The organism is Ligilactobacillus aviarius subsp. aviarius DSM 20655 (genome assembly GCF_001436315.1).
GTDB classification, from domain to species: domain Bacteria; phylum Bacillota; class Bacilli; order Lactobacillales; family Lactobacillaceae; genus Ligilactobacillus; species Ligilactobacillus aviarius.
This window is the reverse complement of the sequence record NZ_AYZA01000011.1, coordinates 16,582-40,046: the sequence shown is the minus strand read 5'-3', so window position 1 is coordinate 40,046 and position 23,465 is coordinate 16,582. Positions and strand designations below refer to the sequence as shown.

Annotated in this window: 23 protein-coding genes; 21 read left to right on the top strand and 2 right to left on the bottom strand. The window is 43.0% G+C overall.

Features of this window, described 5'->3' with window-relative positions; translation table 11 throughout:
• Positions 1–88: 88 nt before the first annotated feature.
• Positions 89–958 (bottom strand): 4-(cytidine 5'-diphospho)-2-C-methyl-D-erythritol kinase, encoded by an 870-nt coding sequence (gene ispE / locus FC33_RS01980; RefSeq protein ID WP_057826952.1) that lies wholly within the window; start codon positions 956–958, stop codon positions 89–91.
• 364 nt (positions 959–1,322) lie between these two features.
• Here ispE and purR point away from each other — a divergent pair, with 364 nt between their 5' ends.
• From purR to FC33_RS01965, 3 genes are all read left to right on the top strand, one after another.
• The gene (purR, locus tag FC33_RS01975) at positions 1,323–2,165 is read left to right on the top strand and encodes a pur operon repressor (protein ID WP_057826951.1); all 843 of its coding nucleotides are present in this window, start codon (positions 1,323–1,325) and stop codon (positions 2,163–2,165) included.
• A 120-nt stretch (positions 2,166–2,285) separates the two neighbouring features.
• Positions 2,286–3,692, top strand: coding sequence for a bifunctional UDP-N-acetylglucosamine diphosphorylase/glucosamine-1-phosphate N-acetyltransferase GlmU (gene glmU / locus FC33_RS01970; RefSeq protein WP_057826950.1), 1,407 nt, complete (start codon positions 2,286–2,288; stop codon positions 3,690–3,692).
• Positions 3,693–3,762: 70 nt separating this feature from the next.
• Positions 3,763–4,749 (top strand): ribose-phosphate diphosphokinase, encoded by a 987-nt coding sequence (locus tag FC33_RS01965; protein ID WP_057826949.1) that lies wholly within the window; start codon positions 3,763–3,765, stop codon positions 4,747–4,749.
• 197 nt (positions 4,750–4,946) lie between these two features.
• On the opposite strand, the gene FC33_RS01960 is transcribed toward FC33_RS01965, so the two are convergent.
• On the bottom strand, positions 4,947–6,272 hold the full coding sequence (locus FC33_RS01960) for an HD domain-containing protein (protein WP_057827036.1): 1,326 nt from the start codon (positions 6,270–6,272) through the stop codon (positions 4,947–4,949).
• 154 nt (positions 6,273–6,426) lie between these two features.
• On the opposite strand from FC33_RS01960, the gene FC33_RS01955 reads away from it, so the two are divergent.
• The 18 genes from FC33_RS01955 (at position 6,427) to alr (ending at position 23,453) form a co-directional block, all read left to right on the top strand.
• The gene (locus FC33_RS01955; RefSeq protein WP_057826948.1) at positions 6,427–6,864 is read left to right on the top strand and encodes a YwiB family protein; all 438 of its coding nucleotides are present in this window, start codon (positions 6,427–6,429) and stop codon (positions 6,862–6,864) included.
• A gap of 44 nt (positions 6,865–6,908) precedes the next feature.
• A complete protein-coding gene (rpoE, locus tag FC33_RS01950) occupies positions 6,909–7,457 on the top strand; it encodes a DNA-directed RNA polymerase subunit delta (protein WP_057826947.1) in 549 nt (182 codons plus the stop codon).
• A gap of 157 nt (positions 7,458–7,614) precedes the next feature.
• Complete coding sequence (locus FC33_RS01945; RefSeq protein ID WP_057826946.1) at positions 7,615–9,219, top strand: CTP synthase; 1,605 nt, start codon at positions 7,615–7,617, stop codon at positions 9,217–9,219.
• 69 nt (positions 9,220–9,288) lie between these two features.
• Positions 9,289–9,507 (top strand): LBP_cg2779 family protein, encoded by a 219-nt coding sequence (locus FC33_RS01940; RefSeq protein ID WP_057826945.1) that lies wholly within the window; start codon positions 9,289–9,291, stop codon positions 9,505–9,507.
• Between the two features lie 96 nt (positions 9,508–9,603).
• Positions 9,604–10,431, top strand: coding sequence for a DNA/RNA non-specific endonuclease (locus FC33_RS01935; protein WP_057826944.1), 828 nt, complete (start codon positions 9,604–9,606; stop codon positions 10,429–10,431).
• A 123-nt stretch (positions 10,432–10,554) separates the two neighbouring features.
• Positions 10,555–11,829 (top strand): UDP-N-acetylglucosamine 1-carboxyvinyltransferase, encoded by a 1,275-nt coding sequence (locus FC33_RS01930; protein WP_057826943.1) that lies wholly within the window; start codon positions 10,555–10,557, stop codon positions 11,827–11,829.
• Positions 11,830–11,842: 13 nt separating this feature from the next.
• A complete protein-coding gene (gene rho / locus FC33_RS01925) occupies positions 11,843–13,228 on the top strand; it encodes a transcription termination factor Rho (RefSeq protein WP_081037022.1) in 1,386 nt (461 codons plus the stop codon).
• 115 nt (positions 13,229–13,343) lie between these two features.
• Positions 13,344–13,595, top strand: a complete 252-nt coding sequence (locus FC33_RS01920) for a type B 50S ribosomal protein L31 (protein ID WP_057826942.1) — start codon at positions 13,344–13,346, stop codon at positions 13,593–13,595.
• Between the two features lie 160 nt (positions 13,596–13,755).
• A complete protein-coding gene (gene trxA, locus FC33_RS01915) occupies positions 13,756–14,067 on the top strand; it encodes a thioredoxin (protein ID WP_057826941.1) in 312 nt (103 codons plus the stop codon).
• 16 nt (positions 14,068–14,083) lie between these two features.
• Entirely contained in the window at positions 14,084–15,013 is a 930-nt protein-coding gene (trxB, locus tag FC33_RS01910) for a thioredoxin-disulfide reductase (protein ID WP_057826940.1), read from the top strand.
• 193 nt (positions 15,014–15,206) lie between these two features.
• The gene (locus tag FC33_RS01905; protein ID WP_057826939.1) at positions 15,207–16,511 is read left to right on the top strand and encodes an NCS2 family permease; all 1,305 of its coding nucleotides are present in this window, start codon (positions 15,207–15,209) and stop codon (positions 16,509–16,511) included.
• Between the two features lie 130 nt (positions 16,512–16,641).
• Complete coding sequence (locus tag FC33_RS01900; RefSeq protein WP_057826938.1) at positions 16,642–17,070, top strand: GNAT family N-acetyltransferase; 429 nt, start codon at positions 16,642–16,644, stop codon at positions 17,068–17,070.
• 273 nt (positions 17,071–17,343) lie between these two features.
• Positions 17,344–17,898, top strand: coding sequence for a LemA family protein (locus FC33_RS01895; protein WP_057826937.1), 555 nt, complete (start codon positions 17,344–17,346; stop codon positions 17,896–17,898).
• Between the two features lie 37 nt (positions 17,899–17,935).
• Complete coding sequence (gene htpX / locus FC33_RS01890; RefSeq protein WP_057826936.1) at positions 17,936–18,817, top strand: zinc metalloprotease HtpX; 882 nt, start codon at positions 17,936–17,938, stop codon at positions 18,815–18,817.
• 260 nt (positions 18,818–19,077) lie between these two features.
• Positions 19,078–20,475, top strand: coding sequence for a UDP-N-acetylmuramoyl-tripeptide--D-alanyl-D-alanine ligase (locus FC33_RS01885; RefSeq protein WP_057826935.1), 1,398 nt, complete (start codon positions 19,078–19,080; stop codon positions 20,473–20,475).
• 13 nt (positions 20,476–20,488) lie between these two features.
• A complete protein-coding gene (cshA, locus tag FC33_RS01880) occupies positions 20,489–21,955 on the top strand; it encodes a degradosome RNA helicase CshA (RefSeq protein ID WP_057826934.1) in 1,467 nt (488 codons plus the stop codon).
• A 2-nt stretch (positions 21,956–21,957) separates the two neighbouring features.
• Positions 21,958–22,323 (top strand): holo-ACP synthase, encoded by a 366-nt coding sequence (gene acpS / locus FC33_RS01875; protein ID WP_057826933.1) that lies wholly within the window; start codon positions 21,958–21,960, stop codon positions 22,321–22,323.
• Between the two features lie 2 nt (positions 22,324–22,325).
• Positions 22,326–23,453 (top strand): alanine racemase, encoded by a 1,128-nt coding sequence (alr, locus tag FC33_RS01870; protein WP_057826932.1) that lies wholly within the window; start codon positions 22,326–22,328, stop codon positions 23,451–23,453.
• The last annotated feature ends 12 nt before the right edge of the window (positions 23,454–23,465 follow it).

Genomic DNA, 23,465 nt, shown 5'->3' with positions numbered 1-23,465 from the left:
AACTTTTCGAACTTCCACATAGCTCGTTTGTTTTGGAACCCGATTATGCGGATATAGCAAAAAGGTTGCGACTTATGCCACAACCTTTTTAGTTACAATTTTTCAAGTTAAACGGGCGCACAAGGTAGACTTCCTTACAAAAGCCCCGTAAGCTGTTGTAAATGTGCTGGGCCCGTGATTGTTTGGTTGAGATTCCAAAAACAGTTGGCCCGGTTCCGCTCATTTGAGCTGCCTCAGCCCCAAATTTGATCATTTTTTCTTTGATTCGGATGATCTCAGGGTACTTTTGAATCGTAATCGGTTCAAGCGAATTCCCCATGCTTGCGGTCAATCGTTTCCAGTCTTGTTGTTGAATTGCTTCAACGACGCTTTCAACGTTTAGGTGCTGAATTTCACTGAAATCAATTTGTTTTAAAATGGTCGGCGTTGAAACACTGGCCTTTGGTTTAGCAACAACGAACCATAAGGAAGTCAGATCGTTTAACGGGGTGATTTTTTCGCCTTTGCCTTCAACGAGAGCCGGACAACTGTATACGCAAAACGGAACGTCAGAATCAATTTCAAGCCCGATACGAGCAAGGTCCGTTAACGATTGGTTAAGACTCCAAAGCTTGTTAAGACCGCGCAACACGGCGGCAGCATCAGCTGACCCGCCACCCATTCCCGCCGAAACAGGAATGTGCTTGTCGATGGTGATCATTACTCCCTGATCGATCTGAAAAAGTTCTTGAAGCTTTTTCGCTGCTTGAAATGCTAAATTTCGTTGATCTTGCGGAAGAAAGCCGGTATTTGTCTGAACCTGGATCGCGTTCGAATCATCACGCGTTTCAATGTGAACATAATCCGCTAAATCGATTGCCGTCATGACCATCCGCCATTCAGGATCGCCGTCAAGATGCCGGAAAAGGGCATCAAGACTAAGATTTAACTTAGCAGGTGCCTTTTCTAAAGTTTCCATGGGACCTCCTCATTTCACCTAATAATTAATTTTTATTATATATGTTTTTCAAAAAGTTTTAAACCATAATTCATAATTTAGAAATTGCATTTTTTTAATTTAATAATTAAAATAATCTTATCGTAAAAATTAGATAAGATAAGGGTTAACCGGATGTTTTTCCTGATTTTATCCGTAAGTAAGCGTTGACTAAATTGCCAGATAATGGTAGAATGACGTCATTCGTATTAAAAACCGAATATTTATTCTTATACGAAGGATAAAATGATATAGGGGTTAATTATTAAGAGAAGAGCAAACTTACGTTAATAATTAATAGAATGAAACATTAAATTAGGAAATTTTAAGAATGGAGGACTTGAAGATGAAAGTACGTAGAAGTGATCGTTTGATCGATATGACAAGTTATTTTCTTAACAACCCGCACAAACTTGTATCATTAACATATTTTGCAAAGCGGTATGAATCAGCTAAGTCATCAATTAGTGAAGACTTAGCCATCATTAAGCGGACATTTAATGTACGTGGCATTGGAGTCTTAGAAACAATTCCAGGAGCTGCTGGTGGTGCCCGCTTTATCCCATCAATCGGCGAAGAAGAAGCTGAACGCTTTATTTGGGAAATGGCAGCTGAACTTTCACAAGAAAACCGGTTATTGCCAGGGGGGTACGTATACCTTTCAGACTTATTAGGCAAACCGGAAGTCTTACGGCATGTCGGCCGGTTGATTGCCCGGCAATACATGGGCCGTCAAGTGGATGCCATCATGACCGTTGCCACAAAAGGTGTGCCGATTGCGCAAAGCGTTGCATACTACATGAACGCTCCATTTGTAATTGTTCGGCGCGATTCAAAAATTACTGAAGGTTCAACCGTTTCAGTTAACTATGTTTCAGGATCAAGCCAACGAATTGAAAAGATGGAATTATCGAAGCGGAGTTTGCGGCGTGGCTCACATGTTTTAGTCGTTGACGACTTTATGAAGGGTGGCGGCACGATCAACGGAATGAAGTCAATGATTGAAGAATTTGACTCTGAATTAGTCGGAGTAACGGTCTTTGCTGAAGGGGTCGTTGATGAAGGCAGCCGGTTGATCGAAGATTACACTTCATTATTGAAAGTTGATAATGTTAATACATTGAATAAGACAATCCACGTAAGTGCCGGAAATTACCTTGCAAAGGTATTTGGTAAGCGGACAGAGTAGGATCAAAAGGAAGCTGAAAGGCTTCCTTTTTTTGAATGTAACAATAATTGAAGTTCATATTTTTTTAAGTTAGAATTTATACATGAGTAAATAACTTTAATAGAGAATGAGGATAAATCAATGACAGCAAAATTTGCAATTATCTTAGCAGCGGGTCAAGGAACTCGCATGAAATCAAAGTTATACAAGGTTCTTCACCCGGTATGCGGCAAGGCCATGGTTGACCACGTCCTTTCACAAGTTGAAAAGGATAACGTCGATCAAATCGTAACGATTGTTGGCCACGGGGCAGAAAAGGTTCAAGAAACCCTTGGCGACCGGACAGAATATGCTCTTCAAGAAGAACAATTGGGAACTGGCCATGCCGTTTTGCAAGCAGAAAAGATGCTTGGCTCAAAGGATGGCATGACGTTAGTAACATGTGGCGATACGCCATTGTTTACGGCTGAAACGTTTGCTAAGTTATTTGAATATCATGAAAAGAACGGCGACGTAGCAACGGTTTTGACAGCCAAAGCCGATGATCCATTTGGCTACGGTCGCGTAATTCGCAACGCTGCTGGCGAAGTTGAAAAAATCGTGGAACAAAAAGATGCAACGCCTGAAGAAGCCAAGGTTGATGAAATCAATACGGGCGTTTATGTGTTTGATAATCAAGCATTGTTTGAAGCCCTTCACCAAGTCAACAATGACAATGCTCAAGGCGAATACTACTTACCAGATGTAATCGGAATCTTCCAAAAAGCTGGTAAGAAGGTTGGCGCCTTTGAAATGGATGATTTTGAAGAATCAATGGGCGTTAATGATCGCGTTGCGCTTGCAAAGGCAACAAAGGTAATGCAACGGCGAATCAATGAAATGCACATGCGTAATGGGGTAACGATTATTGACCCAGATAACACGTACATTGACGCTGATGTTCAAATCGGAGCTGATACAGTCGTTGAACCAGGCGTTCAGCTTAAAGGAAAGACGGTTATCGGTGAAGACTGCGTGATCGGGGCACATTCACAAATTCGCGACTGCAAGATCGAAGATGGCGTCACGGTTACTGTTTCATATCTTGAAGAATCAGTAATGCACAAGAATTCAAACATTGGACCATACAGTCATTTGCGGCCATTAGCTGACATTGGCGAAAATGTTCACATCGGAAACTTTGTTGAAGTCAAGAAAGCTGAAATCGGTAAGAATACTAAGGTTGGCCACTTAACATATGTTGGCGATGCAACTTTGGGAAAGAATATCAATGTTGGTTGTGGAACGATCTTTATCAACTACGATGGCATGAACAAGCACCACACAAATGTTGGCGACTACTCATTCATCGGAAGTGGTGCCAACTTGGTTGCTCCACTTGAAATTGAAGACCACGCTTACGTTGCTGCCGGATCAACGATTACAAACGATGTTCCAGCTCATGCAATGGGAATTGGTCGGGGACGTCAAGTAAACAAGGAAGGTTACTATGATCGCTACCCGGTTGCAGAAGCTGCAAAAAAGGCCGAAAAAGCTGATAAAGACTAAGAATTAGCTTGATTTTAAGCCGGTTAACGCATACTATATATTAGTAGAATAATCATTATTGGAGGCAATCATGGCTGAACAAAGTTATAATTCAAAGGTTAAAATTTTTGCTTTGAATTCAAACAAACCATTGGCAAAGAAAATTGCTGATGCCGTAGGAGTTCCTTTAGGTAAGACTTCAGTTGACCGTTTTAGCGATGGCGAAATTCGGATCAATATTGAAGAAAGTATTCGGGGGGATGAAATCTTCATCATCCAGTCAACGTCTGCACCGGTTAATGACAATTTGATGGAATTGTTAATTATGATCGATGCTTTAAGACGGGCAAGTGCATCAACGATCAACGTTGTAATGCCATATTATGGATATGCACGGCAAGACCGGAAAGCTCGTTCTCGTGAACCAATCACTGCAAAATTGGTTGCAGATATGCTTGAAAAGGCGGGTGCCGATCGCGTAATCGTGCTTGATTTGCACGCTGCTCAAATTCAAGGATTCTTTGATATCCCAGTTGATCACTTAATGGGCGCTCCATTATTGGCCGACTACTTCTTGAAGAACGGCCTTGAAAAAGATGCAGTTGTTGTTTCACCTGATCACGGTGGGGTTACCCGGGCACGGAAGTTAGCCGAATTCTTAAAGGCTCCGATCGCAATTATTGATAAGCGGCGTCCAAAAGCCAATGTTGCCGAAATTATGAATATTATTGGTTCAGTTGATGGCAAGCGGTGCATCATTATCGATGATATGATCGATACTGCCGGAACGATCACGTTAGCGTCCCAAGCATTGATGGATGCTGGTGCAAAGGAAGTTTATGCATGTGCAACGCACCCTGTATTATCAGGTCCAGCAATTGAACGTCTTGATAAGTCTCCAATTAAGAAGATTATCGTAACGGATTCAATTCAACTTCCAGAAGAAAAGCAAATCGATAAGTTGACTCAAGTTTCAGTTGGTCCGCTTATCGGCGATGCAATCAAACGGATTCACGAAAATAAACCGGTTAGTCCGTTATTTAAGAATCGTTTTCGTTCAGATAAAATTGATGACTAATTAATAAATGATAAAGGAAAGAGGTCATGGTTTTCACCATGACCTCTTTCCTTTATCCACATAATCGTGTTCCAAAACAACGAGCTACGACGCGAAGCTAGTGAAGTTCAAAAAACTCCGAATCTATGCTGGCGCGATTCGTTCGCTTTTCTGCTTCCACCACGCTCGTTTTTGATGTTTTGTCACACCTTCTTTATTTATTTCGGAAAAATCAACCGGTCATTATGCAAATACTCTTCAAATTGCTGGTAAACGGGTGTGAAAATTTCAAGCTGATTGCCCTTGGCAAGCATTTCCCGCGGGAAGAAGAATCGTTCATCGCCGGTGATTTTACCGCTAATGGCTTTGACCAGCGTGCTGACCGTTGAAAGTTCGATCAGGCTTCCATCCGTTTGCATCAATTCGATTTGCGTTTGTGGCTTTTTGGCATTCGGATTGTATGAATCGTACGGCAGATCAAAACTGTCATTAGTGGCTGCATAATAATACGGATCAAAACCGGCTTCAGCAATCAATTTGCGTAAGGTTGGTAACAACGAACGCGTATCATCATTGACCTTAGCTGATTTAAGTGGTTTGCGGTTTAAGAAGCGCCGAGCGAGATCTTTAAGAATGTGATCATCGCATTCGCTCCAAATACTGAAACAGGTATTTAAAACGCCATCATCAAGCTTCAAGTACTGTTCAAGTGAAAATTGATTATCAAAAAACGGATTTAAAGTTTCGTATGCAAAGTCATGCGGTAACTGATCCATTTCATACAGGTCCTTTGCTCGTTTCAATAATGAACTTAAAATGACTTCCATTGACCGGGAAACGGGATGGAAATAAACTTGCTGGTACATTTGAAAACGGCTGACAATGTAGTCTTCAACCGCATGCATTCCACTAAAGTTGAAGGCGATCCCGCCGTGGTACGGCCGCATGACCCGTAAGATCCGGGTGAGATCAAAGTTACCGTATTTTGTTCCGGTAAAGTACGAATCGCGTAAAAGGTAATCCATCCGGTCCGCGTCGATCTGGCTTGAAATCATTTGAACAACTTGCTGGTTCGGATAGGTCTTCGCAATTACGCTGGCGACCTGCGCAGGAAAATCATCGCTGACCTGCCGCAGAACGTGGTTGACTTCGGTTTCCGGCGAAGTGATGATCTGCTGCGTCATTTGTTCGTGGTTAGTATGAAAAATATGCTCAAAAGTATGCGAGTATGCTCCGTGACCAACGTCATGTAACAAAGCGGCACATAAAGCAACGAGCCGTTCACGATCATCCCATAGACCATCATTGGCCTTTTGCGTTGGATAATTACGTTGGAAGAGGTCACAGATTTTTCGGGTGATCTCATACACCCCAACGGAATGCGAAAAACGTGAATGCTCAGCTCCGTGGAAAGTATAACTGGTCGTGCCAAGCTGTTTGATCCGGCGTAACCGTTGAAATTCCTTGGTATTGATCAGGTCAAGGATCACTTGGTGCTGAATGTAAATGTAATTATGGATCGGGTCACGCAGAACCTTTTCCATTGGTAAAAGCTGCGGATGCAAAACTGTGATCGGAGCCACTTCCTTTCGGTTAATGATTGCCTTTATTATACCGCAACCGGCAAATTAATCGGTGGCAAAGTGAATGGCGGCTCGATATAATAGAACTAAGGATTTTTAATAAGGAAGTGATCAGATGGCATCCAAAAATGAAATTCCGGTCAAAATTCACGTTGAGACCGTTCATCAGCAAGATGGGCAAAAGGAAGAATATGCGGAAGATTTTGATGGCCGGTTGATTGAGATCGGGGAGACGGTTTATTTGCGGTATGAAGAAGAACTCCCAGAAAATGAACACGCAAAGGTGACCTTTAAGATTGCAGGCGATGAAGAGGTTCAACTGACCCGGAAACTTGAACATCAGAAGCTGCATTTGACCTTTAAACCCGGAAAACGAATTCCATCCCGGTACCAAACTCCGTACGGTAATATTCCGGTTGAAGCTTTTGCCGGTCGCATGGAAACGGTGCTTGAGGATGATCCGCGGGCCGGTAAGTTAGAGATCGATTACCGCCTTTATAATGGGGATTCTTTACTTGGCGATTATAAAATCAGATTGCAATTTACCGCGTAGTATTGTATGATGAAGAGTAAACTGCTGAAAGGACGTGTACCAAATTGGGGCTTGAAAAATTCGAAGGTATGAATAAAGATGAATTGTCAATGATCGAAGTTTCACGGGAAATTTTGCATGAAAAAGGCGAACCGATGGCGTTTGCTGATTTAACAAACGAGGTTCAAAATTTCCTTGAAAAGAGCGATGAAGAAATTCGCGAACGGTTGCCACAATTCTATACTGACTTAAATATTGATGGCAGTTTTATCTCATTGGGAGATAATATGTGGGCATTGCGCTCATGGTATCCATTTGAATCAATCGATGAAGCACTTGTCCATTCTGATGAAGCAGATGATGACCAACCACGCAAAAAGCGGAAAAAGGTCAATGCTTTCTTAGACTCAAACAATGATGACGATGTAATCGATTATGACAATGATGATCCTGAAGATGATGATTTTGCCGATGATGACGATGATCACCAACAAGATTTGAAGGATTACCAAAACGATTTGGATGACGTGGACGATGGCGATGACCCGCAAGACGATTTGCCAGATGGAATCGAAGGTCAACTTAACGAATTTTCAGATGACGATGATGAATAAAGGCTTGACGTTCGAATAACGATTAGGTAGAATCTTATTTGGGCGCTCGTGAAGAGCCTTTTGAACGGAGAAAGCTCCCTACCTTATGAATTAAGGTAGGGGGCTTGTTGTTTTTTGTAATCCCCGGAAATCAATTAATTTGGAGGAATATTTCACAATGACCAAGTATATTTTTGTTACTGGTGGGGTTGTTTCCTCACTTGGAAAAGGTATTGTTGCAGCATCTTTAGGCCGCTTACTTAAAAATCGTGGATTAAAGGTTACAATTCAAAAGTTTGATCCATACATCAACGTGGACCCCGGAACAATGAGTCCATACCAACACGGTGAAGTTTTCGTTACTGATGATGGAACAGAAACTGACTTGGACCTTGGCCATTATGAACGGTTCATTGATATCAACCTTAACAAGTATTCAAACGTTACGACCGGGAAGGTATATTCAGAAGTTTTAAAGAAGGAACGGCGCGGTGATTATTTAGGAAAGACCGTTCAAGTTATTCCGCACATCACAGATATGATCAAGGAAAAGATCTTACGTGCCGGAACGGTTACTGATTCAGACGTTGTAATTACTGAAATCGGGGGAACTGTTGGGGATATTGAATCCCTTCCGTTCCTTGAAGCTTTACGGCAAATGAAGGCGGAAGTTGGCGCTGATAACGTGCTTTACATTCACACGACCCTTCTTCCATACTTGAAGGCTGCGGGTGAAATGAAGACCAAACCAACCCAACACAGTGTAAAGGAATTACGGAGTGTCGGCATTCAACCAAATATTTTGGTTGTTCGCTCTGAAAAACCGATTTCACAAGGAATCCGGAACAAGATTGCAAGTTTCTGTGACGTTGATCCAGAATCTGTAATTGAATCCCTTGATGTTGATACGCTTTACCAAATTCCATTGAACTTGCAAGCTCAACACATGGATGATATTGTTTGCCGGAAATTGAAACTTGAAACTCCAGAAGCTGATATGACTGAATGGAAAGAATTAGTTGATCGGGTTCGGAACCTTAAGGGCCATGTCAAGATTGCATTGGTTGGAAAGTATACTCAACTTCCAGATGCATACATTTCAGTTAATGAAGCTCTCCGGCACGCTGGTTACAAGGTAAACGCCAAGGTTGACATCGATTACTTTGATGCTGAAAACATTGATAAGAATAACGTTGCTGAAAAACTTGGCAGCTATGACGGAATTATTGTTCCTGGCGGTTATGGTTCACGGGGAATCGAAGGAATGATCCAAGCAATTCGGTATGCCCGTGAAGAAAACGTACCATTCTTAGGGGTTTGCCTTGGAATGCAAATGGCAAGTATCGAATTTGCCCGCGATGTTCTTGGAATTGAAGATGCAACAACTGGCGAAGTTAACCCAGACGCACCACACAAAGTAATTGATTTGATGGAAGCACAAGCCGACGTTGAAGACATGGGAAATACTCAACGGTTAGGAGCATATCCATGCAAACTTCGTCCAGGCACAGTTGCAGCTGCCGCTTATGATAATCAAGATGTAATTCAAGAACGTCACCGTCACCGTTACGAATTCAACAATGAATATCGCGATGCGTTTGAAGCTCACGGCCTTGTCTTCTCAGGAACATCACCGGATAACCGCTTAGTTGAAGTTATCGAAATTCCAGAAAACAAGTTCTTCGTTGCATCACAATACCACCCAGAATTCTTATCACGGCCACAACGTCCAGAAGGCTTATATGCCGCATTCGTTAAAGCTGCTTTTGAAAATCAAAAGTAATTTTAGAAGGCGAATTGAATTAAATGTGTTATCCTTATAGTAGCAATAGATGACGGAGGCGAACTAGGGATGAAAGAAAAGAAATTAGGACACCTTGCTGAAGAAATTGTAAAGTATCAAGAAAAGTATCATTTAACAGATGCTGAATTGGCACTGACAAGTCATTTTTCAGTCGAACGGATTCATGCAATCAAGGCGGGACAAGTTGAAGTTCGTCCTGAAGAATATGAAGAATTACAGGAATTGTTGGCTGATGAGGAACCAGTTACAAGTGATGATAAACAATAAAAACTGTAATTGAGAGCGAAGAGGCTGCGACAATCATGTCCAGTCTCTTTTATTGTATTTACCGAAGTTGATTGGCGTTAAAGAAAGGAAAGTAAAATGGTAAAGAGAAAACGCAAAAAGCAAAAGGTTACTCCGTCACAGGTTATTATTACGGTCTTAGCCGCAATTTTGATCGTGCTTGCCGGAGGAAGAGTTTCTGGTAAACTAGGCCGGCTTGATCTTGGAATGACGCAAAATGTCCGGGCAGGTCAGAATACTCCGAATCAAAAGTTGGCATCAAGCGTATTAACGGATAGTGTTAAACAACAGCTTGGGGGTTCGATCACCTATAACGGGCATGGGGCGTTCATTATCAACAATAATCAAAATGATTTGAATGCGCAGATTGCAAGTGCGCCGTATGCAACGGATGAAGTTGATAACTTGGGCCGGCCGCACATTGGAAATGCATGGTTGAATAAGACTTGCCGGCAGTACAAAAACCGGGAGCAAACTGGGAACGGTCGCACCGATTGGAAACCAGCCGGATTTCATCAATTAAGCGGATTACCGGGAGAATATAAGCATGCTTATGATCGGGGACACCTGTTAGGATATGCATTGGTTGGCGGAATTCGTGGCTTTAACGCTTCGGAATCGAATCCGGCCAACGTTGCAACCCAAACTGCATGGGCAAACGAAGCCCGGTCAGCAGATTCAACGGGGCAGAATTATTATGAAGGATTAGTCCGGAAAGCGCTTGATCAAAATAAGCAAGTTCGTTACCGGGTGACTGATATTTACGACGGTAATAATTTAGTTCCGTCAGGGGCGCATATTGAAGCTAAGTCGTCCGATGGATCATTAGAATTTAACGTTTTTGTTCCGAATGTTCAAAACAATATTCGAATCAATTACGCAACGGGCTACGCGACACAAAATTAGTAATATTCTTTAAAAACGATTGAAACCCAATTAAGGATTTTGTATCATTAAAGTTGACACGTCGCCTTGACGATGGTTCGGATTATAATAAATAAATTTAAAAAATTAGTGAGGATTCTTGCGATGAAAAAAATGATCGTCAAAGGAGAACAGCGCTTGCACGGCGAAGTAACGATCGGCGGTGCAAAAAACAGTACGGTGGCCTTGATTCCGGCTGCAATTTTAGCTGATACTCCGGTTAAATTTGACTCAGTTCCTGAGATTTTAGATGTCCACAATTTAATGTTGATTCTTGAAGCGATGAATGTAAAATCGCATTTTTCGCATGGACAATTAGAAATTGATCCTACTAATATCGAGAACCGCCCGTTACCTGGGGATGCGATTCGCAGTTTGCGGGCATCATACTATTTCATGGGTGCAATGCTTGGCCGGTTTGGTAAGGCGGTTGTTGGATTCCCTGGCGGAGACAACATTGGACCACGGCCGATTGACCAGCATATTAAAGGATTTAAAGCGCTCGGTGCGCATGTTGAAGAGGAAGATAACGCGGTTCGGATTACGACTGGTCCTGAAGGACTGCATGGGGCGCGGGTCTTCTTTGATATGGTATCTGTTGGGGCAACGATCAATGTTTTGCTTGCCGCCGTTAAAGCAAAGGGAACAACGATCATGGAAAATGTTGCAAAGGAACCAGAAATCATTGACTTAGCAACGTTCCTGAACAATATGGGAGCCCACATTCGCGGTGCCGGAACGGATGAGATCCGAATCGAAGGGGTTGAGAGTTTAAAGTCGACGAATACCCACACGATTATTCCAGATCGCATCGAAGCTGGAACTTACCTTGCATTTGCAGCAGCGAATGGTGACGGGGTTTTGGTAAAGAATGTAATTACAGAACACTTGGACCCATTCATTGCTAAACTGCGTGAAATGGGCGTTACGATGGAAATTGATGAAGACAGCATTTACATTCCAGGCAATGACCGTTTGAGTCCGGTAACTGTCAAGACATCACCGTTCCCTGGATTTGCGACTGACTTGCAGCAACCGATTACGCCATTATTAATGTGTGCGCAAGGAACATCCAAGATCATTGAAACGATTTATCCGAAAAGAATCAAACACATTCCTGAAATGCAGCGGATGGGTGCAGATATCTCATGCAAAGATGGGGTATTTACGATTCATCATGCGAAGAATCTTAAGGGAGCCAATGTTGATGCCGGTGAAATTCGGGCCGGGGTTGCGCTCCTTGGACTAGGATTGATGGCTAAAGGAACAACGGTTATTAATAATGCAGATAATATTTTGCGTGGTTATGACCGAATCGTTGAAAAGATGCGTGGATTATCAGTTGATATCGAGTTATTGACGGTTGCTGATAATCTTTAGAAAGTAGTGCGGGATGGAAAAGAAAACATCAAAGAAAAGCGAATCCGAAAAAAAGCGGGTTTTAAAGGGAAGAGCATCTTCAAAGGCAAAGGAAACTAATAAGAACAAGGAAGCTCAACAACAGGCTTCACACGAAAACATCACCCTTGAAGATCTTGAAAAGAAGACGTTGCGGGAGATTTATGAATACGCGCGTCAGTATAAAATTCCATATTACAGTCAGATGAATAAAAAAGAGCTTGCGATGGCAGTCGTCCGGGCGCAAGCTGAAAAACAAGGCTATTTCTTTATGAATGGCGTTCTTGAAATCATTTCTCATGATTCATATGGGTTCTTGCGGCCAATCAATTATGGCCCGTCGCAAGAAGATATTTACGTTTCGGCAAGTCAGATCAGTTTATTTGGTCTGCGGAACGGTGATCGGGTCGCTGGGTTAGCCCGGCCGCCACGGCATGGGGAACAAAACTACGGCATGATGCGAATCGACTCGGTCAACGGTAAGGCGCCGCAAGAAGCCAAGAACCGGCCGCATTTCCCAGCACTGACCCCGATTTATCCGGACAAACAGATCAAGTTAGAAACGACTTCGAAAAATATTTCGACGCGGGTGATCGATCTGTTTGCCCCAATCGGATTTGGTCAGCGGGGATTGATCGTCGCGCCGCCCAACGCTGGGAAAACTAGCTTATTAAAGGCGATCGCTGGCGGGATTTCGGCTAACTATCCAGATGCTAAGTTGATGCTGCTGTTAATTGATGAACGGCCGGAAGAAGTTACGGATTTAGAGCGAACGGTTAACGGTGAAGTGATTTATTCAACATTTGATCAACGTCCGGAAAATCACGTGCGCGTTGCTGAACTCGTTTTGGAACGGGCAATGCGGCTTGTCGAAGATAAACAGGACGTTGTAATTTTGCTTGATTCGCTTACCCGGCTTGCTCGGGCATATAACCTGGTTGAAACTCCAAGCGGACGGACGTTATCTGGTGGGGTCGATCCAGCAGCCTTGTACAAACCGAAGAAATTCTTCGGGGCAGCCCGCAACGTTGAAGAAGGCGGCAGTTTAACGATTCTTGCAACGGCGTTAGTTGATACCGGCAGTCGAATGGATGACGTGATCTATGAAGAATTTAAAGGAACCGGGAACCAAGAATTGCAACTGAGTCGAACACTGGCTGAACGGCGAATCTACCCGGCAATTGATTTGGATAAATCAGTTACCCGGCGGGAAGATCTGCTGCTGAGTGATGACATTCGCAACGCAATTTGGAAGTTGCGGCGGAAGTTGATGACAAACGACTTGACGCAAGATACAACGGAAGTTTTGAACATGCTGCGCAAGACGAAGAATAACGATGAGTTTGTTCAGCAAATCAGCAAAATAAAGTCGGTTAAATAATTCAAAGAGTTATTGCATGAAAATTTTATTCATGATAACATGGTGTATGTTGCATGTTATATGCATAAATAACTCTGGCTCAGCAAATGGACCAGGGCAAAGGAGCGAAATTAAAATGAAACAAGGAATTCATCCAGATTACCACAAAGTTGTATTTATGGATTCATCAACAGGATACAAGTTCTTGTCTGGTTCAACAGCAACATCAGATGAAACTGTTGAATGGGAAGATGGCAATACATACCCATTGATCCGTGTTGAAATCTCAAGCGACTCACACCCATTCTACACAGGTAAGCAAAAGTTTACTCAAGCAGACGGGGTTGTCGATCGTTTCAACAAGAAATACGGCTTTACAAACAAATAATTGGAATGAGAAGTTGGCGAAGGCCAACTTCTTTTTTTCTAGGCTTTCGTCTCCAAGTGAGCTAAAATTAAGTTAAGCAATCCGGTTGAAATTGGATTGTAAATTTGATATTTTATACTTGTAAAAAGTAAGTAAATCAAATATGGGAAGGACGATTAGAATGATTAAAGAATTAACTGACCAAAATTTTGAAGCTGAAACCGCTAAGGGCGTTACATTTACAGACTTTTGGGCAACATGGTGCGGTCCTTGCCGGATGCAAAGCCCCGTTATTGATCAATTGGCTGATGAAATGAGCGACAAGATTCAATTTGGAAAAATGGATATTGATCAAAATCCTGGGACAGCCCAAGAATTGGGAATTATGTCAATTCCAACAATGGTTATCAAAAAAGATGGTAAAATTGTAGATACAGTTGTTGGGTATCATGATAAAACTCAACTTGAACAAATTATCAATCAATATCTTTAATTAATGAGGTGTCACAATGGCAGATAAATACGACGTAATTGTGATCGGTGCAGGCCCTGGTGGAATGACGGCTGCGCTTTACGCATCACGGGCAAACCTTAAAGTTGCAATGCTTGATCGTGGGGTATATGGCGGTCAAATGAACAACACGGCAGAGGTTGAAAACTATACCGGATTTAAATCAATTTTAGGTCCGGATTTGGCTGAGCAAATGTATCAAAGTTCAATTCAATTTGGAGCAGATTTTGTCTACGGCAACGTTGAAAAGGTGACGGTTGACGAAGACGGTATCAAGCACGTTAAAACTGATAGCGGCGAACTTGAGGCTCCGGCAATCGTAATTGCAACCGGATCACAATACCGGAAACTTGGAATTCCAGGTGAAGATGAATACAGCGGTAAGGGTGTTTCATACTGTGCAGTATGTGACGGTGCTTTCTACCGTGGAAAAAATGTGACGACGGTCGGTGGCGGTGATTCGGCCGTTGAAGAAAGTGAGTACCTTGCAAAGCTGGTTAATAACGTTAACATTGTTCACCGGCGTGATCAGTTACGGGCCCAAAAGATTTTGCAAGATCGAGCATTTGCGAATGATAAGATTGGCTTTACGTGGAATACGATCGTAACTGAAATTGTGGGTGACGGTAAGAAAGTTACCGGCGTAAAGACTCACAACAAGGAAACGAATGAAGATCGGCTAGTTCCAACCGATGGCGTATTTATTTACATTGGAAATGTTCCAATGACGGAACCATTTAAAGACCTTGGAATTACTGACGAACAAGGTTGGGTCATTACGGATGACGAAATGAAGACGAGCGTTCCAGGCGTGTTTGCAGTTGGCGATGTTCGGGATAAGAAGTTGCGTCAAATCACAACCGCTGTTGGTGATGGCGGAATTGCCGGCCAAGGCGTCTTTAGTTACATCGAAAGTTTAAAAGACTAATTTGATCAGATTAAAGTGAGAATCAAACAGATTAATGTTCGGTTCTCGCTTTTTAATTTCAAAGAAATGTCGAAAAATAACTTTCGTATTTATTTGACCGTTTACAAAAGAAATTTTGTGATATATATTTATTAATGTTGTTTGATTTAAACAATCAAAATAATGTTCGTATTTTACCGAAGGAGTGTTACTTTTGAAAGGCATTGCAAATTATTTCGAGTTTGATAAGCTGCATACGAATTTTAAACGGGAATTTGTTGCGGGCGTTACCACTTTTGTATCAATGGCCTATATTTTGTTTGTGAACCCGAGCGTTTTAGGTGCATCGGGAATGGATAAGGGGGCAGTCTTTACGGCAACGGCTGTTTCGGCTGCTTTTGCATGTTTAGTGATGGGGTTATACGCGAAGTATCCATTTGCTTCCGCTCCAAGTTTAGGGATCAATGCATTCTTTACCTACTCAGTATGTATCGGAATGCATATTCCGTGGCAAACCGCTTTAGCCGGTGTTTTTGTAGCATCGATCATTTTCTTACTGGTAACGGTTTTAAAACTTCGGGAAACGATTATTAATTCAATTCCCGAAGACTTGAAGTATGCAATTTCTGCCGGAATTGGTTTATTCATTGCATTTGTGGGGTTGCAAGATGGAAAAATCATTATTGCTGACAAGTCGACCCTGGTTGGTTTAGGCAGCATTCACGGAGCAGTTTGGGTAACCTTGTTTGGGTTGCTTGCAACGGCTTTGTTACTGATTTTAAATGTTCCTGGAGCAATCTTTATTGGAATGGTTCTGGGGGCAATCTTTGGAATCGTAATGGGATATATTCCAATGCCGCATCATTTTATTTCGGCAATTCCAAGTTTGAAGCCAACATTCGGCGTGGCCCTTCATCATCTTGGAAGTATTAATACCGTCCAGATGTGGATCGTTGTCTTTACGTTCTTATTAGTAACATTCTTTGATACGACCGGAACGTTGATTGGGTTAGCCCAACAAGGCGGTTTTATGAAGGATAATAAGTTGCCGCGTGCCGGTCGCGCCTTGATGGCCGATTCAACTGGGATGATGGTTGGTTCAGTGCTTGGAACCTCACCTGTCGGGGCTTACATTGAATCATCAGCCGGGATTGCCGTTGGCGGTCGGAGCGGATTGACCGTCGTGATCACTGGAATCCTCTTTATTTTAGGGATGTTCTTTTCGCCGCTTTTAGGTGTAGTTACTTCTCAAGTTACTGCTCCAGCATTGATTATCGTTGGGGTTTTAATGGCCCAAAATATGGCAAAAATCCATTGGGACAAGTTGGAAATTGCGATTCCAGCATTCTTAATTTTGGTTGGAATGCCATTGACATACAGTATTTCTGACGGGCTGGCTTTAGGATTTATCGCTTATCCGTTAACGATGCTGGCAGCTAAACGTGGCAAGGAAGTTCCGGCATTGATGTATATCCTTGGAATCGTTTTTGTGATTTTCATTTGGATTTTGAATCACTAGGATTTCGTTCAAAACTTGAAAAATCGCCGGGGATATGATTAAATTATCTAACTGTGAGTGAGAATGTTGTTAGGGAAGCTGTTTAAAGGTTTTCTTGGGAGATTACGACAATAATTCACGAGGTAGATATATGTTAGAAATTGAAAAGACAGTTGATCTTGACCGCAATTTGTATAAAGACGCTGTCGCAATTCGGGAACAGGTTTTTGTTAACGAACAGGGAATCCCGATTGAAAAGGAAATGAAGGGTGAAGATGGACCGTGCTATTACGTTGGATACGTTGATGGTCATCCGGTTGCAACTGCGCGGGTTGTAAAGAAAGCGAATGAGTGGTTAATCCAACGGGTTGCGGTCGTTTCTGAAGAACGCAATAAGCATTATGGAACTGAGATGATGGCGCAGATTGAACAGGACGCGCTTGCTCAACAGGCTGAAAGATTGATTTTGCACGCTCAAGATGATGCGCAATCATTTTATACCCAGTTAGGATATCAAGTTGAAGGAGATCAGTTTGAAGAAGCTGATCTTCCCCACCATGTAATGACCAAAGATTTGTAATCTAAAATGAAAAATGATATGGTATTGGTATGCGATGAGTCGAGGAAAGCCGGCCAGAGATTTTCTGGTGTGCTGCGGCACAGACGGCTTTAAATCGAACGCGGACACCATTACTGCCGGATTGCAGGGTGGCGTTGAACTTTTAATGTGGATAAAACGTTCAACTATTTTGGATAAACAAAATACCGCAAAAGTGAGGAGGTCAGACAAATGTCGGCCTCCTCTGCTGTATCGTAACTAATTTTTATTACCAAAATAAACGGAGGATCAGGAATGATTGGATTAATTGTTTTAGTAATTGTGATTGCATTGGTGATCACATACATTGTAATGTACAACGGTCTTCAACGTGCCAAAGTTAATACTGATGAAGCGTGGAGCCAAATTGATGTTCAATTGCAACGGCGGAACGATTTGATTCCAAACTTGGTTGAAACAACGAAAGGCTATGCCAAACATGAACGGGAAACCCTTGATGAAGTTGTTGGCTTACGGAACAAAATTATGCAACTTCCAGCTGACGCCCACCAAGAAAAAATGGAGATTTCAAATCAATTAACGGATGCATTAAAGTCAATTTTTGCATTGTCAGAAAATTATCCTGATTTGAAGGCCAGCCAAGAATTTTCACAACTTCAAGAAGAATTAACAAACACTGAAAATAAAATTGCTTATTCACGGCAACTCTTTAATAGTTCAGCCGCATTGTATAACCAAAAATTAGTAACCTTCCCGTCAAACATGGTTGCTCATATTCACCACATGACAAAGGTTAACTACTTGGAAACTCCAAGTGCAGCGAAGGAAGCACCCAAGGTTTCATTTTAATTTTTGAATTAGTTTGTTGAAACGGAGGTTTTAGCAAATGCTTTATCAGCAAATCGCGCAAAATAAGCGGAAAACGATTTACGTTTTAATTGGATTTTATGTTTTAGTCGGCTTGATGGGAGCGGCTCTTGGCTATTTTTGTTACGGCCGGGCAACGATTGGAATTGCAATTGCGATTGGCGTTGGCCTTTTCTACATGATCATGACGTTGACCCAATCAACGTCGATCGTCATGAGCATGAATAATGCCCATCCGGTTACTGAAGAGCAGGCGCCGGTTTTATATCACGTTGTTCAAGACATGGCAATGGTCGGTAAAGTTCCGATGCCAAAAGTTTACATTATTGATGATCCAAGTCCTAATGCATTTGCCACCGGACCAGATCCGCAGCATGCAGCCGTTGCCGCAACGACGGGCTTGCTTGAACGGTTGAACCGGGAAGAGCTTGAAGGAGTAATTGGCCATGAAATCAGTCATATTCGAAATTATGATATTCGGCTGCAATCAACGGCGTTAGCATTGTCATCCGCAATTTCATACCTTGCAAACTTAGGAGTGAATTCGTTCTTTTGGGGACGGGTCAACCGCGATGATGATGACAATCAGTCAGCAATTATTGCAATGATTTTTTCGATTCTAACGCTGATTTTAGGTCCGCTTGCAGCTACCCTTGCTCAAATGGCCCTTTCACGGAACCGGGAGTATCTTGCTGATGCGGGATCAGTCGAATTGACACGTAATCCGCAAGGCTTGATCGATGCCTTAAGGGCAATTTCAGATAGTGAACCGATGCGGAACGCGAACACAAGCAGTGCATCACTTTACATTGCCGATCCGTTTAAAAAAGGTTCATGGACCCATTTATTTGATACTCATCCGCCAATCGAAAAACGAATTGAGCGGTTGGAACATATGTAAGTATGAGAAGGTGTGACAAAACAGTAAAAACGAGCGTGGTGGAAGCAGAAAAGCGAACGAATCGCAGAGCATAGATTCGGAGGCTTGCGTCCTTCCTCTAGCTTCGCGTCGCAGCTCGTTTGTTTTGGAACCCGATTATGCAATAGTAAAGAGACTGCGACTTATGTCACAGTCTTTTTTTAACAAGAAAATAATGATTGAATGTGGTACAATATCTTAGATTAGGATTCGGAATGAATAAGGAAAGGAAGATAAAATCAATGAAGATGCAATTATCAGAAATTGCACGGGTATTGGAGGTTGAAGATATTCCGGCAGAGTGGAACACCATTACGATCACGAGTGTCAGCTTCGATAGTCGGCAAATGAAGCCTGGGGCGTTGTTTGTCCCATTGAAGGGCGAAAACGATGGCCATCAATTTATTCAAAAAGCAATTGATGCTCAAGCAGCAGCAACCCTTTGGCAAACTGATCACCGGGCAATTCCAACTGCAATTCCTGCATTACCGGTTGAAGATACGTTAGCTGCAATGCAAAAGCTTGCCAAGTATTACCTGCACAAAATTAATCCGCAAGTTGTTGCAGTTACCGGCAGTAATGGGAAAACAACCACGAAAGACATGATCGCGGCGGTTTTGCAAACGCAATATAACGTAACGAAAACTTTTGCCAATTTTAATAATGAAATTGGGGTTCCAATGACCTGTCTTTCAATGGAGCCGAATACGGAAGTTTTAGTGGTCGAAATGGGAATGGACCGCTTTGGCCAGTTGGATAAGCTTAGTCGGCTGGTCGAACCTGATATTGCGGTCATCACAATGATCGGGGAAGCCCACATTGAGTTCTTTGGAACCCGTGACCGGATTGCCGATGCCAAAATGGAAATCACTCATGGATTAAAAGAAGACGGAACTTTAATTTACAACGGGGACGAACCGCTTTTGCGGGCACGGACGGCGGATCTTGTTCAGGCAACCAAGACATTTGGGTTAGATGAACAAACCGATGATTTGGCTGCAAGTGATATTCAAGGAAATGATCACGCAACGACCTTTAAAGTTCCGGCATTAACTCCTGATGAATTTAAGATTCCAATGATTGGGGATTACAACGTTAAAAATGCGTTAGCAGCCATTGAAGTTGGAAAGTTAATGCATATTGAAATTGCCAACATAATTCAAGCTTTGAAGACGTTTGCGTTAACTGCTAACCGGACTGAATGGGTCAACGGGGCCCTTGGCGAACGGATCTTAAGCGATGTTTATAATTCAAATCCAACAGCGGTCAAGGCGGTTCTGCATTCATTTAAGGAAGTGCCAGTTGAAGATGGCGGGCGCCGGATCGTCGTTTTAGGCGATATGTTGGAACTCGGTGAGCAATCACCTGAATTGCATGCTTCACTAGCAGAAGCAATTGACCCGGCCAAAATTGATGAAGTTTACCTTTACGGAAACGAAATCAAGCCGTTAAAGACCAAGCTTGAAGGAATGATGGCTCCTCAACGGATCCATTACTTTGAATTTGGCAACCAGGAACAATTAATTGATGACCTTCAACATGATTTGCGTCCGGAAGATGTTGTTTTACTGAAAGGTAGCCACGGAATGCATCTTGAAAAGGTCTTAGCTGCCTTGAATCCGGCAGAGAATGAAGATTAAGGAGAATTTGAGATTGAATTTTAGCGATTTAGGATTAGATAATCAATTATTAGAAGCGGTAAAGCGAACCGGCTTTGAAGAACCGACGCCGATCCAGGCCAAGACCATTCCGCTGGTTCTTTCGGGAATCGATGTGATTGGTCAAGCCCAAACCGGAACGGGCAAAACGGCGGCTTTCGGATTACCGTTACTGCAAAAGATTGATTATTCGCGGCGTGAGATTCAAGCGCTTGTGATCTCACCGACCCGGGAACTCGCAATTCAAACTCAGGAAGAAATCTTCAAACTTGGAAAAGAAAAATTAGTAAAGGTCCAGGCGGTTTTCGGCGGGGCAAATATTGTCCGGCAGATTAAACAGCTAAAAAATTATCCGCCCCATATTTTAGTTGGAACTCCAGGACGGTTACTTGACCATCTTCAACGGGGAACGGTCAATTTAAGCAAGGTTAAAACGCTTGTTTTGGATGAAGCGGATGAAATGCTTGATATGGGATTTCTGGATGACATCAATAAAATCATTGCGCAAATTCCAAAAAAACGGCAGACGTTGCTTTTTTCAGCAACCATGCCACCAGCAATCTTGAAAGTCGGCAAACGGTTCATGAATCACCCGGAGATTGTGAAAATCAAGAACCAGCAATTAACGGCTGATTTAGTTGACCAATTCTTCGTTAAGGTTCGGGAAAATGAAAAATTTGATGTAATGACGCGGATTTTAGACGTCCAGGCACCTGAATTAACGATCGTTTTTGGACGGACGAAACGGCGGGTCGATGAGCTTTCGCGCGGATTGGTTGCCCGTAGTTATAATGCGGCTGGCATTCATGGTGACTTGTCACAGCAGCAGCGAAGTGCGGTCTTGAAAAAATTTCGGGATGGTGACCTTGATATTTTAGTGGCCACGGATGTTGCTGCTCGCGGATTGGATATTTCAGGTGTCAGTCATGTCTACAACTATGATATTCCGCAAGACCCGGAAAGTTATGTTCACCGGATTGGGCGAACAGGGCGGGCCGGTCATCAAGGAATCTCGGTCACGTTTGTCACCCCTAATGAAATGGATTATTTGCGGGTGATTGAAAAACTGACCCGTAAACGGATGATCCCAATGCGGCCGCCGACAGCCAAGGAAGCCTTTAACGGTCAGATGGAAAGTGCGATCCGGGAGATCGATAATTTGATTTCGCGGACTGATACGGATAAATACAGTGATCAGGCCAATGAATTATTGAATGAATACAGTACGTTGGACCTTGCAGCAGCATTATTGAATACCGTTTCGCGCGAAGATGCATCTTCAGTTCCGGTCAAAATTACACCGGAACGGCCATTACCGCGGCGGAAACGGGCTAACCGGCATGATAACCGTTACGGTAAAAATCGGAAACGGAACTATCGTGACCGGAGCGGAAAGCGGAAGGACCAACGGCCAAAGAAAAAACAGGCAACCAAGCCAAAATATAAGATTCGGAAACGATAACAATGATTTGGGGATTAGGAATTGATTTAACGGAAATTGAACGAATTCATCGCATTCGCCAAAAGGGGGATGCTTTTGCCCGCAAGATTTTGACGGCCAATGAATTGGCGGTGTATCAGAAACTCGGTTCAAAGCGCCAGGATGAGTTTTTAGCAGGCCGATTTTCAGCAAAGGAATCATACAGCAAGGCGCTGGGAACTGGAATCGGGAAGGCGGTCAATTTTAAGGATTTGGAAATTATCGATAATGAACTCGGCAAACCCGAGCTGCGCCGTCACCCTAAGCAGAATGAATTAAAGGCGTTCGTTTCAATTTCGCATACGGATGAGTTAGTAATGACAGAGGTTATTTTGGAGAAGAAGGACTAAAAATGATTATTGGAAAACATCGTGGAACATGTGCCACCATTGATTTAGGGGCAATCAAGCATAATTTAGAAATTGAACGTCAACGAATGGAACCCGGCCAGGAATTGTTTGCCGTGGTCAAAGCTGATGCATACAGTCACGGTTTAGTTCCCGTTGCAGTTGCTGCACAGGAAGCCGGAGTTGACGGCTTTTGCGTGGCGGTGATCGATGAAGCCGTTGCGTTACGGGAAAATGGAATTACAAAGCCGATTTTGATTTTAGGTGCTTCACCAGAAACGGAAGCCCCGTACATGGCAAAATTCAACTTATCAACGGCAGTCAGCGACCTTCACTTCTTACAAACGGCCCAGCCATTATTAGCAGCCCAAAATTTGAAGTTAAAGGTTCACCTTGCCCTTGATACGGGAATGGGCCGGATCGGATTCCGTGATCAGGAAACCGTTAAGGCAGCAATCGAATTTATGAACCACCATCAAGCCCAATTTGAATTTGAAGGGATCTTTACCCACTTTTCAACGGCTGATTCAGCGGATGATTCTTACTTCAAGAAGCAATTGAATAAGTTCCATGAACTGATGGAAGTTGTTACTCAACGTCCGCGTTACGTTCACGTTGCGAACTCAGCTGCTTCGATTTGGCACAAGCAATGCGGCGGGAATATGGTCCGGCTTGGAATCGGAATGTACGGGTTGAATCCATCAGGTAAGGAAGTTCAACTACCGCACGATGTTGCGTTAAAACCAGCGTTTGAACTTACCAGTCACATTGTTGAAGTTAAGCAGGTTCATCCGGGAGATTCGATCAGTTACGGGACAACGTACACGGCTACTAAAGATGAATGGATCGGGACCGTTCCGATGGGCTATGCTGATGGCTGGTTACGGCGAATGCAGGGGTCAACGGTTTTAGTTGACGGCCAGGAATGCGAAATCGTTGGCCGAATTTGCATGGACCAATTTATGATCCGGTTACCGCATGAAGTGCCATTGGGAACGAAGGTTACGCTAATTGGTGAAAACGGCGGCAAGCAAAAGACCGCCCAGGATGCTGCGGATTATGCCGGAACGATTCATTACGAAATTCTTTGTTCGATTGGACAACGGGTTCCGCGCTTTTACGTTGAAAAATAACAGCGGTGGAGG

Coding starts and splice junctions, on each gene's coding strand:
- ispE (WP_057826952.1), bottom strand. CDS start 958: ATGGAAACTTTAGAAAAGGCACCTGCTAAGTTAAATCTTAGTCTTGAT.
- purR (WP_057826951.1), top strand. CDS start 1,323: ATGAAAGTACGTAGAAGTGATCGTTTGATCGATATGACAAGTTATTTT.
- glmU (WP_057826950.1), top strand. CDS start 2,286: ATGACAGCAAAATTTGCAATTATCTTAGCAGCGGGTCAAGGAACTCGC.
- FC33_RS01965 (WP_057826949.1), top strand. CDS start 3,763: ATGGCTGAACAAAGTTATAATTCAAAGGTTAAAATTTTTGCTTTGAAT.
- FC33_RS01960 (WP_057827036.1), bottom strand. CDS start 6,272: ATGGAAAAGGTTCTGCGTGACCCGATCCATAATTACATTTACATTCAG.
- FC33_RS01955 (WP_057826948.1), top strand. CDS start 6,427: ATGGCATCCAAAAATGAAATTCCGGTCAAAATTCACGTTGAGACCGTT.
- FC33_RS01945 (WP_057826946.1), top strand. CDS start 7,615: ATGACCAAGTATATTTTTGTTACTGGTGGGGTTGTTTCCTCACTTGGA.
- FC33_RS01940 (WP_057826945.1), top strand. CDS start 9,289: ATGAAAGAAAAGAAATTAGGACACCTTGCTGAAGAAATTGTAAAGTAT.
- FC33_RS01935 (WP_057826944.1), top strand. CDS start 9,604: ATGGTAAAGAGAAAACGCAAAAAGCAAAAGGTTACTCCGTCACAGGTT.
- FC33_RS01930 (WP_057826943.1), top strand. CDS start 10,555: ATGAAAAAAATGATCGTCAAAGGAGAACAGCGCTTGCACGGCGAAGTA.
- rho (WP_081037022.1), top strand. CDS start 11,843: ATGGAAAAGAAAACATCAAAGAAAAGCGAATCCGAAAAAAAGCGGGTT.
- FC33_RS01920 (WP_057826942.1), top strand. CDS start 13,344: ATGAAACAAGGAATTCATCCAGATTACCACAAAGTTGTATTTATGGAT.
- trxA (WP_057826941.1), top strand. CDS start 13,756: ATGATTAAAGAATTAACTGACCAAAATTTTGAAGCTGAAACCGCTAAG.
- trxB (WP_057826940.1), top strand. CDS start 14,084: ATGGCAGATAAATACGACGTAATTGTGATCGGTGCAGGCCCTGGTGGA.
- FC33_RS01900 (WP_057826938.1), top strand. CDS start 16,642: ATGTTAGAAATTGAAAAGACAGTTGATCTTGACCGCAATTTGTATAAA.
- FC33_RS01895 (WP_057826937.1), top strand. CDS start 17,344: ATGATTGGATTAATTGTTTTAGTAATTGTGATTGCATTGGTGATCACA.
- htpX (WP_057826936.1), top strand. CDS start 17,936: ATGCTTTATCAGCAAATCGCGCAAAATAAGCGGAAAACGATTTACGTT.
- FC33_RS01885 (WP_057826935.1), top strand. CDS start 19,078: ATGAAGATGCAATTATCAGAAATTGCACGGGTATTGGAGGTTGAAGAT.
- acpS (WP_057826933.1), top strand. CDS start 21,958: ATGATTTGGGGATTAGGAATTGATTTAACGGAAATTGAACGAATTCAT.
- alr (WP_057826932.1), top strand. CDS start 22,326: ATGATTATTGGAAAACATCGTGGAACATGTGCCACCATTGATTTAGGG.